Here is a 14,772-nt window from a genome sequence, read left to right as displayed (position 1 = left end):
GCGTCGGCCGCGCCGATTCGCTGCGGCGGCGTGCGGCGACGCCGAAGCGTCGCCGCGGTCGCTATTCAAAGATCAGAGGATTTCGAACAGCCCGGCCGCGCCCTGCCCGCCGCCGATGCACATCGTGACGACCACGTACTTCACGCCGCGCCGCTTGCCTTCGATCAGCGCATGGCCGGTCAGGCGCGCGCCCGACACGCCGTACGGATGGCCGACCGCGATCGCGCCGCCGTTCACGTTCAGGCGATCCTCGGGAATCCCGAGCGTGTCGCGGCAGTACAGCACCTGCACCGCGAACGCCTCGTTCAGCTCCCACAGGCCGATGTCGTCGACTGTCAGCCCGGCCTGCTTCAGCAGCTTGGGCACCGCGAACACCGGGCCAATGCCCATTTCGTCCGGTTCGCAGCCTGCCACCGCGAAGCCGCGGAACGCGCCCAGCGGCCGCAGCCCGTCGCGCTGCGCGGCGGCGGCGCTCATCACGACGCAGGCCGACGCGCCGTCCGAGAACTGGCTCGCATTGCCTGCGGTGATCACGCCGCCCGGCACGGCCGAACGGATCTTCGACACGCCTTCGAGCGTCGTGTCGGGGCGGATGCCTTCGTCGGCCGACACAGTCACTTCCTGCGTGAACAGGCGGCCCGTCGCCTTGTCGGCGATGCCCGCGAGCACGGTGATCGGCACGATCTCGTCGCGGAAACGCCCGGCTTCCTGCGCGGCCGCGGCACGCAGTTGCGACTGCACGCCGTACGCGTCCTGCCGCTCCTTCGAGATGCCGTAGCGCTTCGCGACGTTCTCGGCGGTCTGCAGCATGTTCCAGTAGATCTCAGGCTTGTGCTCGACGAGCCAGCCTTCCTGGATCATGTGCCGGTTCATCTCGTTCTGCACGCACGAGATCGATTCGACGCCGCCGGCCACATAGATTTCACCTTCGCCCGCGATGATCCGCTGCGCGGCCAGCGCGATGGTCTGCAACCCCGACGAACAGAAGCGGTTCACCGTCATCCCCGGCACGCTCACCGGCAAGCCGGCGCGCAGCGCGATCTGCCGCGCGATGTTCGCGCCCGTCGCGCCTTCGGGGTTCGCGCAGCCCATGATCACGTCCTCGACGCGCGCCGGGTCGAGCTTCGCGCGTTCGAGCGCGGCCGCGACCACGTGGCCGCCGAGCGTCGCGCCGTGCGTCATGTTGAAGGCACCGCGCCAGGATTTCGCCAGCGGCGTGCGTGCGGTCGATACGATTACGGCTTCGGTCATGCGAGTCTCCTTCGGTCCTGCTTCATGTCCTGAATCGGATGGGGAATGCGCTACGCCGCCGGGCGCGCGCCCGCGGACGTCGCATGTACGACGCCCGCTGCCTGCATCTGTTGCCATGCGTGCGCGAGCGACCCGTTCAGGTCGATCGCACGGCACGCATCGTTGATCACCGCGGCTTCGAAACCGGCCGCGCGCGCATCGAGCGCCGACCACGCGACGCAATAGTCGGTCGCGAGCCCGCAGCACCACACGCGCTTCGCGCCGAGTTCGCGCAGGTAGCCCGCGAGCCCCGTGCGCGTCGTGCGGTCGGCTTCGACGAACGCGGAATAGCTGTCGACCTGTGCGTCGCCGCCCTTGCGGATCACCAGCCGCGCGTGCGGGATGTCGAGGTCGCGATGCAGCGCCGCGCCGTCGGTGCCCTGCACGCAGTGCACGGGCCACAGCACCTGCTCGCCGTACGGCAGCGCGAGCGTCGAAAACGGCTCGCGGCCCGGATGGTTCGCCGCGAACGACACGTGCTCGCGCGGGTGCCAGTCCTGCGTGAGCACGACCTGGTCGAAGCGTTGCGCGAGCGCGTTGATCACGGGCACGACCGTATCGCCGTCGGGCACCGCAAGCGCGCCGCCCGGCATGAAGTCGTATTGCACGTCGATCACGAGCAGGACGTCGTCGGTGCGTTTCATTGCGTGTCTCCAGACAGGATCGGCCGCGCCGCGATGCGGCGGCGTCAGCCGTTGAACCCGCGGCCGGCCTTCGCCAGTTCCGCGATCGACGGCGCGAGCCGCCAGGCGTCGCCGTTCGGCGCCGCCGCATAGCGGCGAATCGCGCGCTCGACGTTGTAGAGGCCGACCGTGTCCGCGTACAGCATCGGGCCGCCGCGCCACAGCGGGAAGCCATAGCCGGTCAGGTAGACCATGTCGATGTCGGACGCCTTCGACGCGATCTTCTCCTCGAGAATCTTCGCGCCTTCGTTGACGAGCGCGAACACCAGCCGCTCGACGATCTCGTCGTCGCCGATCTTGCGCCGCTCGACGCCGCGCTCCTTCGAATACGCGACGACCATCTCGTCGACGAGCGACGACGGCTTCGCCTTGCGATCGCCCGGCACGTAGTCGTACCAGCCGGCGCCCGTCTTCTGGCCGAAGCGGCCCTGTTCGCACAGGCGGTCGGCGATCTTCGAATACTGCAGCTCGGGCTGCTCGACGTAGCGCCGCTTGCGGATCGCCCAGCCGATGTCGTTGCCGGCGAGGTCGCTCATCCGGAACGGCCCCATCGCGAACCCGAACTTCTCGATCGCGCGATCGACCTGCGCGGGCAGCGCGCCTTCCTCGAGCATGAACAGCGCCTGGCGGATGTACTGCTCGATCATCCGGTTGCCGATGAAGCCGTCGCACACGCCCGACACGACCGCCGTCTTGCGGATCTTCTTCGCGACCGCCATCACGGTCGCGAGCACGTCCTTCGCGGTCTGCGCGCCGCGCACGACCTCGAGCAGCTTCATCACGTTCGCCGGGCTGAAGAAGTGCATGCCGACCACGTCCTGCGGACGCTTCGTGAACGCCGCGATCTTGTCGACGTCGAGCGTCGACGTGTTCGACGCGAGGATCGCGCCCGGCTTCGCGACTTCGTCCAGCTTGCGGAACACCTGCTCCTTCACGCCGAGTTCCTCGAACACGGCCTCGACGATCAGGTCGGCGTCCTTCAGGTCGTCGTAAGACAGCGTCGGCGCGATCAGCGCCATGCGCGCGTCGAGCTTCTCCTGCGTGAGCTTGCCCTTCTTCACCTGCGCGTCGTAATTCTTGCGGATCGTCGCGAGGCCGCGCTCGAGCGCCTCCTGCTTCGTTTCGAGCAGCGTGACGGGCAGCCCGGCGTTGACGAAGTTCATCGCGATCCCGCCGCCCATCGTGCCGGCGCCGATCACGCCGACCCGGCGGATCTCGCGCAGCGGCGTATCGGCCGGCACGTCGGGAATCTTGCTCGCCGCGCGCTCGCCGAAGAACGCATGGCGCAGCGCGCGGCTTTCCGGCGTCATCATCAGCGCGACGAAACCTTCGCGCTCGGCGATGCTGCCCTTGTCGAAACCGTTCAGCACGCCGGCCTCGATCGCGTCGATGCACTTGTGCGGCGCGGGGAAATTCGGTGCGGCGGCACGCGCGGAATTGCGTGCGAACTGGATGAAGCCCGCCGCGTTCTCGTGGACGATCTTGCGATCGCGCACGCGCGGATGCGGCCCCTTCTGCGCGCCGACCTTGCGTGCGAACGCGACGGCCGCGTCGAGCAGGTCGCCGTCGGCCATTTCGTCGAACAGCCCGCTCTTCGCGAGTTGCTCCGACGGCACCGGCGCGCCCGAGACGATCATGTTCAGCGCGGTTTCGAGCCCGACCGCGCGCGGCAGGCGTTGCGTGCCGCCCGCGCCCGGCAGCAGCCCGAGCTTCACTTCGGGCAGCGCGACCTGCGCGCCGGGCGCCGCGACGCGGTAATGCGCGCCGAGCGCGAGTTCCAGGCCGCCGCCCATCACGACGCTGTGCAGCGCCGCGACGACCGGCTTCGCGCTCGCCTCCACCGCACGGATCACGGTGTGCAGCGTCGGCTCCTGCAGGGCCTTCGGCGTATTGAATTCGGTGATGTCGGCACCGCCCGAAAACGCGCGGCCCGCGCCGGTCAGCACGATGGCCGTGACCGACGGATCCTGCGCGGCGCGATCGAGCGCGTCCATGACGCCCTGGCGGGTCGACAGGCCGAGCCCGTTGACGGGCGGGTTGTTGAGCGTGACGACGGCCACGCCGTCGCGAGTCGAATAGTCCACTGCCATCTGCCTGCCTCCATGCATCGCGCGCCGGATTGGCTGCGCTTCATTGTGCGCGGTCGAACGGCCGCATGTCCGGATGAACGCAGGCAGCATACAACGAAAAAGCACGGTCGTTCAATTTGAATTTCGTTCCCGATCCGGGGACGGATCGGGCGACCGGTTCGCAGGCAGGGAACGGCCCGGGCGTCGGGCTTACGGCTCGCACACCGCCGTCGGCAACACGTAATCGCGGAACGTCTCGCGCAGCTTCAGCTTCTGCAGCTTGCCGGTCGCGGTGTGCGGCAGCGATTCGACGAACACGACGTCGTCGGGAATCCACCATTTCGCGACCTTGCCCTCGTAGAACGCGAGCAGCGTGTCGCGGCTCAGGTTCGCGCCTTCGCGCGGCACCACGACGAGCAGCGGCCGCTCGGTCCATTTCGGGTGCGCGCAGGCGATGCAGGCGGCTTCGGCCACCCCCGGGTGCGCGATCGCGACGTTCTCGATGTCGATCGAGCTGATCCACTCGCCGCCCGACTTGATCACGTCCTTGCTGCGGTCGGTGATCTGCAGGAAGCCGTCGGGGTCGATCGTCGCGACGTCGCCGGTCGGAAACCAGCCGTCCGACAGCGGCGACGCGTCGCCGCGAAAGTAGCGGTCGATTACCCACGGCCCACGCACCTGCAGCTCGCCGAACGCGACGCCGTCCCACGGCAGCTCGCGACCGTCCTCGCCGACGATGCGCATGTCGACGCCGCAGATCACGCGTCCCTGCTTCTCGAGCAAGCGGCGCTGCGCGTCGAGCGGCCGCTGCGACTGCGCCCAGTTGAGCTTCGCGAGCGTGCCGAGCGGCGACAGCTCGGTCATCCCCCACGCATGGATCACGCGCACGCCGTATTCGTCCTCGAACGTGCGCAGCATCGCGGGCGGGCACGCGGAGCCGCCGATCACCGTGCGGTTCAGCGTCGAGAAACGCACGCCGGCTTCGCGCATGTAGTTCAGCAGGCCGAGCCACACGGTCGGCACGCCCGCGGAAAACGTCACGCGCTCGGCCTCCATCAGCTCGTACAGCGACTTCCCGTCGAGATCCTTGCCGGGCAGCACCAGCTTGCCGCCCGTTAGCGGCACCGCGTACGGCAATCCCCATGCGTTGACGTGGAACATCGGCACGACGGGCAGCACGGCGTCCATCGCGGACAGGTTCATCGCGTCGGGCAGCGCGGCGCCGTACGCATGCAGCACGGTCGAGCGATTCGAATACAGCACGCCCTTCGGATTGCCGGTCGTGCCGGACGTGTAGCAGAGCCCCGACGCCTGCTGCTCGTCGAGACGCGGCCAGTCGTAGCGGCCGTCCTCCGCTTCGACGAGCGTTTCGTAGCAGAGGAACGGCGTGGCGCCGGACGGCAGATGCGCGGCGTCCGTCATCGCGATCCAGCCCTTCACGTGCGGGCATTGCGGCGCGATCGCGTCGACGAGCGGCGCGAAATTGATGTCGAACAGGACGTAGCGGTCTTCCGCGTGATTGACGATGTACGCGATCTGTTCGGGAAACAGGCGCGGGTTGATCGTGTGGCACACGGCGCCCATCCCGCCGATCCCGTAATACGCCTCCAGATGCCGGTAGCCGTTCCACGCCAGCGTGCCGACGCGGTCGCCGGTTTCGACGCCGAGCCGCACGAGCGCCTGCGCCAGCTGCTTCGCGCGGCGTTCGCAATCGCGGTACGTGTAGCGGTGCAGGTCGCCTTCCACGCGCTTCGACACGATCTCCGTGTCGCCGGCGTGCCGCGCCGCATGCGAAATCAGCGACGACACCAGCAGCGGCACATCCATCATCTGGCCCAGCAACGGCTTACTCATCGTCTTGTTCTCCCCGAGGATGCGAATCGGTGACCGTCCTGCGGGCCGTTTCCGTCCGGAAGCAGTCCCGCTGCGCGCCCGTCGGCGGCCCCGGACGGGCGTGGCGCGCGATGCGCGGGCCGCCATGCGGGCGGCGCGGCGCCGCCTTACAATATCGACTTACCCAGAGGCGCTCAACATGTCGTTTTCCCGAAGCGCAGCCGATGCGGCTGACATCCTGCCCGACCTCGCCGCGACGCTCGGCGCGCCCGCCGAACATGCATTCGTCACGCTCGGCGACGCGTTTCATACGCGGCTGCCGGCCGCGCCGCTTGCCGCACCGTACGTCGTCGGCTTTTCCGACGAAGTCGCGCAACTGCTCGACCTGCCGCCCGCGATCGCCGCGCAGCCCGGCTTCGCCGAGCTGTTCGCCGGCAATCCGACGCGCGACTGGCCCGCGCACGCGATGCCGTACGCGTCGGTCTATTCCGGCCATCAGTTCGGCGTGTGGGCCGGCCAGCTCGGCGACGGCCGCGCGCTGACGATCGGCGAATTGCCCGGCACCGACGGCCGGCGCTACGAACTGCAGCTCAAGGGCGGCGGCCGCACGCCGTACTCGCGGATGGGCGACGGCCGGGCGGTGCTGCGCTCGTCGATTCGCGAATTCCTGTGCTCGGAAGCGATGCACCACCTCGGCATCCCGACCACGCGCGCGCTGACGGTGATCGGTTCCGACCAGCCGGTGGTGCGCGAGGAGATCGAGACGGCGGCCGTCGTCACGCGCGTGTCGGAGAGTTTCGTGCGCTTCGGCCACTTCGAGCACTTCTTCTCGAACGATCGCCCCGATCTGCTGCGCCAGCTTGCCGATCACGTGATCGACCGCTTCTATCCGGCCTGCCGCGACGCGGACGATCCGTACCTCGCGCTGCTCGAAGCCGCGACGCTGCGCACGGCCGATCTCGTCGCGCAGTGGCAGGCCGTCGGCTTCTGCCACGGCGTGATGAACACCGACAACATGTCGATCCTCGGCGTGACCATCGATTACGGTCCGTTCGGCTTCGTCGACGCGTTCGACGCGAACCACATCTGCAACCATTCCGATACCGGCGGCCGCTATGCGTACCGGATGCAGCCGCGCATCGCGCACTGGAACTGCTACTGCCTCGCGCAGGCGCTGCTGCCGCTGATCGGGCTGCAGCACGGCATCGCCGACGACGATGCGCGCGCCGAGCGCGCGGTGGACGATGCACAGGCCGTGCTCGCGACGTTTCCGGAGCGCTTCGGTCCCGCACTCGAGCGCGCGATGCGCGCGAAGCTCGGCCTCGAGCTCGAGCGCGAGCACGACGCCGATCTCGCGAACAAGCTGCTCGAGACGATGCATGCGAGCCGCGCGGATTTCACGTTGACGTTCCGCCGGCTCGCGCAGGTCTCGAAGCACGACGCGAGCCGCGACGCGCCCGTGCGCGACCTGTTCATCGATCGCGAAGCGTTCGACGCCTGGGCGAACCTCTACCGCGCGCGGCTGTCCGAGGAAACGCGCGACGACGCGGCTCGCGCGGTTGCAATGAACCGCGCGAACCCCAAATACGTGCTTCGCAACCATCTCGCCGAAGTCGCGATCCGGCGCGCGAAGGAAAAGGATTTTTCGGAAGTCGAACGGCTCGCGCGGATCCTGCGCCGCCCGTTCGACGAACAACCGGAACATGAAGCGTATGCGGCATTGCCGCCCGACTGGGCCGGGTCGCTCGAAGTGAGCTGCTCGTCGTGACCGCACGACGCGTCCGACCCGACCGACCGATCAGGAGAACCCTCACATGTCACACGATTCCGACGACAAGACCTACCCGTACCAGAAGGACGACGCCGAACTGCGCCGCCGGCTCACGCCGATGCAGTACGAGGTCACGCAGCACGCGGCGACCGAGCGCGCGTTCACCGGCGAATACACCGACACCGAGGATGCCGGCATCTACAAGTGCGTCGTCTGCAGCACGCCGCTGTTCGAATCCGGCGCCAAGTTCCACTCGGGCTGCGGCTGGCCCAGCTACTTCAAGCCGCTCAACAGCGAGGTGATCGACGAGAAGATCGACTACTCGCACGGGATGGTGCGCGTCGAGGTGCGCTGCAACCATTGCGGCGCGCATCTGGGCCACGTGTTCGAGGATGGCCCGCGCGACCAGACCGGTTTGCGGTACTGCATCAATTCGGCTGCGTTAAACTTCGAGTCCCGACCCGAAAACGAATGAGCGGCGCCGGGCGGATCTGCCGGGCGGCCAGCCGCGGGCCGGACCGCCCCGATCCGCGACGGCGATGCCTGGCGGGTCCCTACAACGATGACAGGCCGCGCCGGCGGCCCGTCACGCAGCTGCGAGCGCCATGAAATTCCTGTTCGATCTGTTTCCGATCATCCTGTTTTTTGTCGCCTTCAAGGTCTGGGGCATCTTTACCGCCACCGCCGTCGCGATCGTCGCGACGCTGGCCCAGGTCGCATGGGTCGCCTTCCGGCACCGGAAGGTCGACACGATGCTGTGGGTCAGCCTCGGCGTGATCGTCGTGTTCGGTGGCGCCACGCTCGTCCTGCATGACGAGAAATTCATTCAATGGAAACCGACCGTGCTGTACTGGCTGTTTGCGATCGGGTTGCTCGCCGCGCGTTATGCGTTCAGCAAGAACCTGATCGAGAAGATGATGGGCAAGCAGCTCACGCTGCCGTCCCCCGTGTGGGACAAATTGAATCTCGCGTGGGCGCTGTTCTTCGCGGTGCTCGGCATCGCAAACCTGTACGTGGTGCACAACTTCACCGAATCGCAATGGGTGAATTTCAAGCTGTTCGGTACGACGGGCGCGATGGTCGTATTCATCATCCTGCAGAGCCTGTGGCTCACGAAGTACCTGAAGGACGAGTGACATGAGCGACGCCTTTCTCCACGCTTCCCCCGACGAACGCATCGCGCTGATCGAAGCGCGCCTCACCGCGTCGCTCGCGCCGCTGTCGCTCACCGTGCGCGACGACAGCGCGCAGCACGCAGGCCACGCGGGCGCGGCCGCCGGCGGTCATTTCACGGTCACGATCGTATCGTCCGCGTTCGCGGGCAAGCCGCGCGTCGCGCGGCACCGGCTGGTGTATGATGCGCTCGCTGATGCGATGCAGCGCGGCATTCACGCGCTCGCGATCGTGGCTTATACGCCCGAAGAATTCAACGAATCTTCAATCTAGTCTCATTAGGAATTCCCGATGATCCTGAAATCCCCCCGCCTGTGGGTCGCGGCGGCTGCTTTTGCAGCGGCACCGGCATTTGCCCAGAACATCGCCGTCGTGAACGGCACGCCGATTCCGAAGTCGCGCGCCGACGCGATGGTCGCGCAGCTCGTCCAGCAAGGCCAGACCGACGGCCCGCAACTGCAGCAGGCCGTGCGCCAGGAACTCGTGAACCGCGAAATCCTGATGCAGGAAGCGATTCGCGAAGGCATCCCGAATCGTCCGGACGTGAAGGCGCAAGTCGCCGTCGCGCAGCAGACCGTCGTGCTGCGCTCGATGATCGAGAGCTTCCTGAAGAAGAACCAGCCGACCGACGCCGAAGTGAAGGCGCGCTACGACGAACTCGTCAAGGGCGTGGGCGGCAACCGCGAGTACCACCTGCACCACATCCTCGTCGACAACGAGCAGCAGGCGAAGGACCTGATCGCGAAGATCAAGGGCGGCGCGAAGTTCGAGGATCTCGCGAAGCAATACTCGAAGGATCCGGGTTCGGGCAAGAACGGCGGCGATCTCGACTGGTCCGACCCGAAGGCGTACGTGCCGGAATTCGCGGCGGCCGCGCAGAAGCTGCAGAAAGGCCAGATGACCGATACGCCGGTGAAGACGCAGTTCGGCTGGCACATCATCCGCGTCGACGATGTCCGCGACATCGCACCGCCGCCGTTCGACCAGGTGAAGGCGCAGATCGCGCAGCAGCTCGTGCAGCAGAAGCTGCAGGCGTTCGAGGAAGGTCTGCGCCAGCAGGCGAAGATCCAGTAACGCCGGCGCGCGTCATCCACGCATCGAAAAGCCGCTCCTCGGAGCGGCTTTTTCTTTTGGCACGCACGAACATGGGTGTCGAGACGCGGCGACGCCTGGCCGACGCGCAATAAAAAGCCGCTCCGAAGAGCGGCTTTCCCGTGCCGGGCATCGCCCTGCCCCGCCGCGTTCGCTACGCGGGATAAAACACGTCGCGATAACGCGCTTCGCCCGACGGCAGCGGAGCCGATGCGTCGAACGGCAGCGCGAGGAAATACTCGGGCGGCACGCCCGGAAATACGATGTCACCATGCGGTTCGAACCCGAAGCGCGCGTAATACGTCGGCTCGCCGAGCACCACGCAGCCGCGCGCGCCGAGCCGCCGCAACGCGTCGAGCCCCGTGCGCACGAGCCCCGCGCCGATGCTTTTGCGCTGGCAATCGGGCCGCACCGCGAGCGGCGCAAGTCCATACCACTGCTGGCTGCCGGCCGGCTCGCCGCCGATCGCGACGGGCGAAAACGCGACGTGCCCGACGATACGCCCGTCGCGCTCCGCGACGAGCGAGACGCTCAGCGCATCGGCTGCGCGCAGCGTCTCGACGATGCGCTGCTCGAACGCTCCGCCCTGCGGCTCGCCCGCGAAGGCCGCACGGATCACGCGGCCGATCGCATCGGCCTCGCCCGCACGTTCGTCGCGCAGCGTGACAACCTCGACCGGCGCGTTCGGGTCGAACATCATCCGGATCAGCCGATCCAGCGGCGCGCGTTGCGGAACACACGCATCCACGGGCTCGCTTCACCCCAGCCTTCCGGGTGCCAGCTCATCGTGACCGTGCGATGCACGCGCTCCATGTGCGGCATCAGCACCGAGAAGCGGCCGTCGGCCGTCGTGACCGACGTGATGCCGGCGGGCGACCCGTTCGGGTTGAACGGATAGCGCTCGGTCGCTTCGCCGCGGTGGTCGACGTAACGCATCGCGACCGCGACGCGATCGATGTCGCCCTGCTGCGAGAAGTCCGCATAGCCTTCGCCGTGCGCGACCGCCACAGGAATGCGCGAGCCTTCCATCCCCGCGAAGAAGATCGACGGCGACTTCTCCACTTCGACGAACGAGAAGCGCGCCTCGAACTGCTCGGACTTGTTGCGCGTGAACTTCGGCCACGCTTGCGCGCCGGGGATCATCGACGCAAGGCTCGACAGCATCTGACAGCCGTTGCAGATACCGAGTGCGAACGTGTCGGGACGCGCGAAGAAGGCCGAGAACATGTCGGCGAGGTTCGCGTTGAAACGGATCGTCTTCGCCCAGCCTTCGCCCGCGCCCAGCACGTCGCCGTACGAGAAGCCGCCGCACGCGACCGCGCCCGCGAAATCGGCCAGCGTCGCACGGCCCGCGAGCAGATCGCTCATGTGCACGTCGTGCGCGTCGAAGCCTGCGCGGTCGAACGCATACGCGGTTTCCAGATGCGAGTTCACGCCCTGTTCGCGCAGGATCGCGACGCGCGGCCGTGCGCCGGTCGCGATGAACGGCGCGGCGACGTCGTCGGCCGGATCGAACGTCAGCACCGGCGAGAGGCCCGGATCGGCCGCGTCGAGCAGCGCGTCGTATTCGGCATCCGCGCAGGCCGGGTTGTCGCGCAGGCGCGCGATGCGCCAGCTCACTTCGCTCCATGCGCGATGGAGTTCGGTACGCGGCGCGTCGAAGATCTTCTTCGCATCGCGGTACACCTCGATCACGTCGCGATCGTTGACCGAGCCGATCACGTGCGAACACGTCGACAGGCCGAACTCGCGCAGCGCACCCAGCACCGCGTCGCGATCGGACGCACGCACCTGCACGACCGCGCCGAGCTCTTCGGAGAACAGCGCGCGCAGCGTGCGGTCGTCGCGAAGGCCGCTCGTCTGCTTCGCCCAGTCCTTCGCATCGCCGTAGTCGGATTCGTGGTTCGGGTCGAGCGTCAGCATGTCGACGTTCAGCGACACGCCCGCATGGCCCGCGAACGCCATTTCGCACACGGTCGCCCACAGGCCGCCGTCCGAGCGGTCGTGGTACGCGAGCAGCTTGTCCTGTGCATTGAGCGCCTGGATCGCGTTGAAGAAGCGCTTCAGGTCTTCCGCGTCGTCGACGTCCGGCGTCGCATTGCCGACCTGCTGCGTGACCTGCGCGAAGATGCTGCCGCCCATCCGGTTCTTGCCGCGGCCGAGATCGATCGCGATCAGCACGCTGTCGCCCGCGTCCGCCACGCGGCGCAGTTGCGGCGTGAGATGGCGGCGCACGTCCTCGACCGGCGCGAACGCCGAGATGATCAGCGACACCGGCGACACCACTTCCTTCGCGACGCCCTGTTCGTCCCACTTCGTCTTCATCGACAGCGAATCCTTGCCGACCGGGATGCCGATCCCGAGCGCCGGGCACAGCTCCATGCCGATCGCCTTGACCGTGTCGAACAGCGCGGCGTCCTCGCCGGCCGTGCCGCACGCGGCCATCCAGTTCGCCGACAGCTTCAGCTTGTCGAGCGACACGATCGGTGCGCTCGCGATGTTGGTGATCGCTTCGCCGACGGCCATGCGGCCCGATGCCGGCGCGTCGATCACCGCGAGCGGCGTACGCTCGGCCATCGTCATCGCCTCGCCCTTGAAGCCCGCATAGTCGAGCGCGGTGATCGCGCAGTCGGCCACCGGCACTTGCCACGGGCCGACCATCTGGTCGCGCACCGACGTACCGCCGACCGAACGGTCGCCGATCGTGATCAGGAACGACTTGCTGCCGACCGTCGGATGCTTCAGCACGTCGAGCGCGACTCCCGACAGCGCGACGCCCGTCACGTCGACCGGCGCACGCTCCGTGCGCACGCGCGCGACGTCGCGGTGCATGCGTGGCGGCTTGCCGAGCAGCACTTCCATCGGCATGTCGACCGGGTATTGGTCGGCGCCCGTCGCTTCGTCGTCGACGAGCTTCAGCTGGCGTTCGTCGGTCGCGACGCCGACCACCGCGAACGGACAGCGCTCGCGCGCGCAGATCGCCTCGAAGCGCGGCAGGTCGGCCGGCGCGATCGCCAGCACGTAGCGCTCCTGCGCCTCGTTCGACCAGATTTCGCGCGGCGACAGGCCCGACTCCTCGAGCGCGACCTTGCGCAATTCGAAACGCGCGCCCTTGCCCGCGCCGTCGACGATCTCGGGGAACGCGTTCGACAGGCCGCCCGCGCCGACGTCGTGGATGCTCAGGATCGGGTTTTCCGCGCCGAGCTGCCAGCAGCCGTTGATCACTTCCTGCGCGCGCCGCTCGATTTCCGGGTTACCGCGCTGCACCGAGTCGAAGTCGAGCTCGGCCGTGTTCGCGCCGGTCGCCATCGAGCTGGCCGCGCCGCCGCCCATGCCGATGCGCATGCCGGGGCCGCCGATCTGGATCAGCAGCGAGCCCGCAGGCACGTCGTGCTTGTGCGTGTGCTGATCCGCGATGTTGCCGAGGCCGCCCGCGATCATGATCGGCTTGTGATAGCCGTGCACCGTGCCGCCGACGTTCTGCTCGTACACGCGGAAGTAGCCGCCGAGGTTCGGGCGGCCGAATTCGTTGTTGAACGCGGCGCCGCCGAGCGGGCCGTCGATCATGATCTGCAGCGGCGACGCGATGCGGTCCGGGCGACCGTACGGGCCGTGCTGCTCGTTCGGGTTGCGCTCGGCCACCGGCTGCGCCGCGTCGCGTGCGTTTTCCCACGACTGGCGGGCGCCGGGCAGGTCGAGGTTCGACACGGTGAAGCCCGTGAGGCCGGCCTTCGGACGCGCGCCGCGGCCCGTCGCGCCTTCGTCGCGAATCTCGCCGCCCGCGCCGGTCGCCGCACCCGGGAACGGCGAGATCGCCGTCGGGTGGTTGTGCGTCTCGACCTTCATCAGCGTGTGCGTGAGCTCGGTGTGGCGGCCGTAACGCTCGCCCGGCTCGCCGGCCGCGCCCGCCTTGCGGGGGAACCAGCGCTCGGCTTCTGCGCCGACCATGATCGACGAGTTGTCCGAATACGCGACGATCGTGCCTTGCGGGCTCAGCTTCTCGGTGTTGCGGATCATCGCGAACAGCGACATGTCCTGCGCTTCGCCGTCGATCGTCCACTGCGCGTTGAAGATCTTGTGGCGGCAGTGCTCGCTGTTCGCCTGCGCGAACATCATCAGCTCGACGTCGGTCGGGTTGCGTTCGAGCTTGCGGAACGCGTCGACCAGGTAGTCGATCTCGTCGTCGGCGAGCGCGAGGCCCAGCTCGACGTTCGCGCGTTCCAGCGCGCCGCGGCCGGCGCCCAGCACGTCGACGCTCGCGAGCGGCTTGGCCGGCAGCTCGTCGAACAGGTGCTTCGCGTCGTCGCGCGCCGCGACCACGCTTTCGGTCATCCGGTCATGCAGCGCAGCCGCGACGGCCGCGCGTGCGTCGTCCGACAGTGCCTTCTTGCCGCCGAGGAGGCCCGACTTCAGCGTGACCGTGAATTCGACGCCGCGCTCGATGCGGCGCACGTGCGTGAGGCCGCAGTGTTGCGCGATGTCGGTCGCCTTGCTCGCCCACGGCGAGACCGTGCCGAAGCGCGGCAGCACGACGAAGGTCTCGGTCGCGCCCTTCTCGCCCGCCGGCTGGAACGGCTCGCCGTAGTGCATCAGCGCATCGATGCGCGCGCTGTCGTCGGCCGACAACGGCTCGGCCGCATTGACGAAGTGCAGGAACTGGCCGCGCACCGCGACGATGTTGGCGTCGATTTGCCTGAGCGTGTCGAGCAGACGGGTTTGACGGAAATCGGAGAGGGCCGAAGCGCCGGGAAAACACGAGAAGTGAGCCATGGGCTGGACTGACGTCGATGAGTCGCGCGAGGTGGCGACGTGGGGCGAAAGGAAGGCCGTAATTATACCCGGAAGTCGGCCTGCCAAGACC

At 68.0% G+C, this 14,772-nt stretch carries 11 protein-coding genes; 5 read left to right on the top strand and 6 right to left on the bottom strand.

Annotated features, from left to right (window positions below; all coding sequences use genetic code 11):
* Positions 1-72: 72 nt before the first annotated feature.
* From WS89_RS09705 to WS89_RS09690, 4 genes are all read right to left on the bottom strand, one after another.
* Complete coding sequence (locus WS89_RS09705; protein ID WP_059790673.1) at positions 73-1,251, bottom strand: acetyl-CoA C-acyltransferase; 1,179 nt, start codon at positions 1,249-1,251, stop codon at positions 73-75.
* Between the two features lie 50 nt (positions 1,252-1,301).
* Positions 1,302-1,934: a bifunctional nicotinamidase/pyrazinamidase gene (pncA, locus tag WS89_RS09700; RefSeq protein ID WP_059790672.1), complete on the bottom strand. Its 633-nt coding sequence runs from the start codon at positions 1,932-1,934 to the stop codon at positions 1,302-1,304.
* 44 nt (positions 1,935-1,978) lie between these two features.
* The gene (locus tag WS89_RS09695) at positions 1,979-4,063 is read right to left on the bottom strand and encodes a 3-hydroxyacyl-CoA dehydrogenase NAD-binding domain-containing protein (RefSeq protein ID WP_059506044.1); all 2,085 of its coding nucleotides are present in this window, start codon (positions 4,061-4,063) and stop codon (positions 1,979-1,981) included.
* A gap of 189 nt (positions 4,064-4,252) precedes the next feature.
* Positions 4,253-5,896: a 3-(methylthio)propionyl-CoA ligase gene (locus tag WS89_RS09690; RefSeq protein ID WP_059790669.1), complete on the bottom strand. Its 1,644-nt coding sequence runs from the start codon at positions 5,894-5,896 to the stop codon at positions 4,253-4,255.
* A 178-nt stretch (positions 5,897-6,074) separates the two neighbouring features.
* Here WS89_RS09690 and WS89_RS09685 point away from each other — a divergent pair, with 178 nt between their 5' ends.
* The 5 genes from WS89_RS09685 to WS89_RS09665 all read left to right on the top strand — a co-directional run bounded on the left by WS89_RS09685 (position 6,075) and on the right by WS89_RS09665 (position 9,893).
* Positions 6,075-7,643, top strand: a complete 1,569-nt coding sequence (locus WS89_RS09685; protein ID WP_059790667.1) for a protein adenylyltransferase SelO — start codon at positions 6,075-6,077, stop codon at positions 7,641-7,643.
* A 46-nt stretch (positions 7,644-7,689) separates the two neighbouring features.
* Positions 7,690-8,121, top strand: coding sequence for a peptide-methionine (R)-S-oxide reductase MsrB (gene msrB, locus WS89_RS09680; RefSeq protein ID WP_059790665.1), 432 nt, complete (start codon positions 7,690-7,692; stop codon positions 8,119-8,121).
* Positions 8,122-8,251: 130 nt separating this feature from the next.
* Positions 8,252-8,782: a septation protein A gene (locus WS89_RS09675; protein WP_059790662.1), complete on the top strand. Its 531-nt coding sequence runs from the start codon at positions 8,252-8,254 to the stop codon at positions 8,780-8,782.
* 1 nt (position 8,783) lies between these two features.
* Entirely contained in the window at positions 8,784-9,092 is a 309-nt protein-coding gene (locus WS89_RS09670; RefSeq protein WP_034207535.1) for a BolA family protein, read from the top strand.
* Positions 9,093-9,110: 18 nt separating this feature from the next.
* Positions 9,111-9,893, top strand: coding sequence for a peptidylprolyl isomerase (locus WS89_RS09665; RefSeq protein ID WP_059506034.1), 783 nt, complete (start codon positions 9,111-9,113; stop codon positions 9,891-9,893).
* 172 nt (positions 9,894-10,065) lie between these two features.
* Here WS89_RS09665 and WS89_RS09660 read toward each other — a convergent pair whose 3' ends face one another.
* Both WS89_RS09660 and purL read right to left on the bottom strand, forming a co-directional pair.
* A complete protein-coding gene (locus tag WS89_RS09660; RefSeq protein WP_059790661.1) occupies positions 10,066-10,611 on the bottom strand; it encodes a GNAT family N-acetyltransferase in 546 nt (181 codons plus the stop codon).
* Positions 10,612-10,616: 5 nt separating this feature from the next.
* A complete protein-coding gene (gene purL, locus WS89_RS09655) occupies positions 10,617-14,681 on the bottom strand; it encodes a phosphoribosylformylglycinamidine synthase (protein ID WP_059790658.1) in 4,065 nt (1,354 codons plus the stop codon).
* Positions 14,682-14,772: the final 91 nt, after the last annotated feature.

This window comes from Burkholderia sp. MSMB1072, assembly GCF_001524725.1.
Lineage (GTDB): Bacteria > Pseudomonadota > Gammaproteobacteria > Burkholderiales > Burkholderiaceae > Burkholderia.
Note: the sequence above shows the minus strand (reverse complement) of the source record. Positions and strands in the feature narration are given on the sequence as shown.

Excerpts from the sequence above, each read along its gene's own strand:
- WS89_RS09660 (WP_059790661.1), bottom strand. The coding sequence starts at position 10,611 with ATGATGTTCGACCCGAACGCGCCGGTCGAGGTTGTCACGCTGCGCGAC.
- purL (WP_059790658.1), bottom strand. The coding sequence starts at position 14,681 with ATGGCTCACTTCTCGTGTTTTCCCGGCGCTTCGGCCCTCTCCGATTTC.
- WS89_RS09705 (WP_059790673.1), bottom strand. The coding sequence starts at position 1,251 with ATGACCGAAGCCGTAATCGTATCGACCGCACGCACGCCGCTGGCGAAA.
- msrB (WP_059790665.1), top strand. The coding sequence starts at position 7,690 with ATGTCACACGATTCCGACGACAAGACCTACCCGTACCAGAAGGACGAC.
- WS89_RS09675 (WP_059790662.1), top strand. The coding sequence starts at position 8,252 with ATGAAATTCCTGTTCGATCTGTTTCCGATCATCCTGTTTTTTGTCGCC.
- WS89_RS09685 (WP_059790667.1), top strand. The coding sequence starts at position 6,075 with ATGTCGTTTTCCCGAAGCGCAGCCGATGCGGCTGACATCCTGCCCGAC.
- WS89_RS09670 (WP_034207535.1), top strand. The coding sequence starts at position 8,784 with ATGAGCGACGCCTTTCTCCACGCTTCCCCCGACGAACGCATCGCGCTG.
- WS89_RS09690 (WP_059790669.1), bottom strand. The coding sequence starts at position 5,896 with ATGAGTAAGCCGTTGCTGGGCCAGATGATGGATGTGCCGCTGCTGGTG.
- pncA (WP_059790672.1), bottom strand. The coding sequence starts at position 1,934 with ATGAAACGCACCGACGACGTCCTGCTCGTGATCGACGTGCAATACGAC.
- WS89_RS09665 (WP_059506034.1), top strand. The coding sequence starts at position 9,111 with ATGATCCTGAAATCCCCCCGCCTGTGGGTCGCGGCGGCTGCTTTTGCA.
- WS89_RS09695 (WP_059506044.1), bottom strand. The coding sequence starts at position 4,063 with ATGGCAGTGGACTATTCGACTCGCGACGGCGTGGCCGTCGTCACGCTC.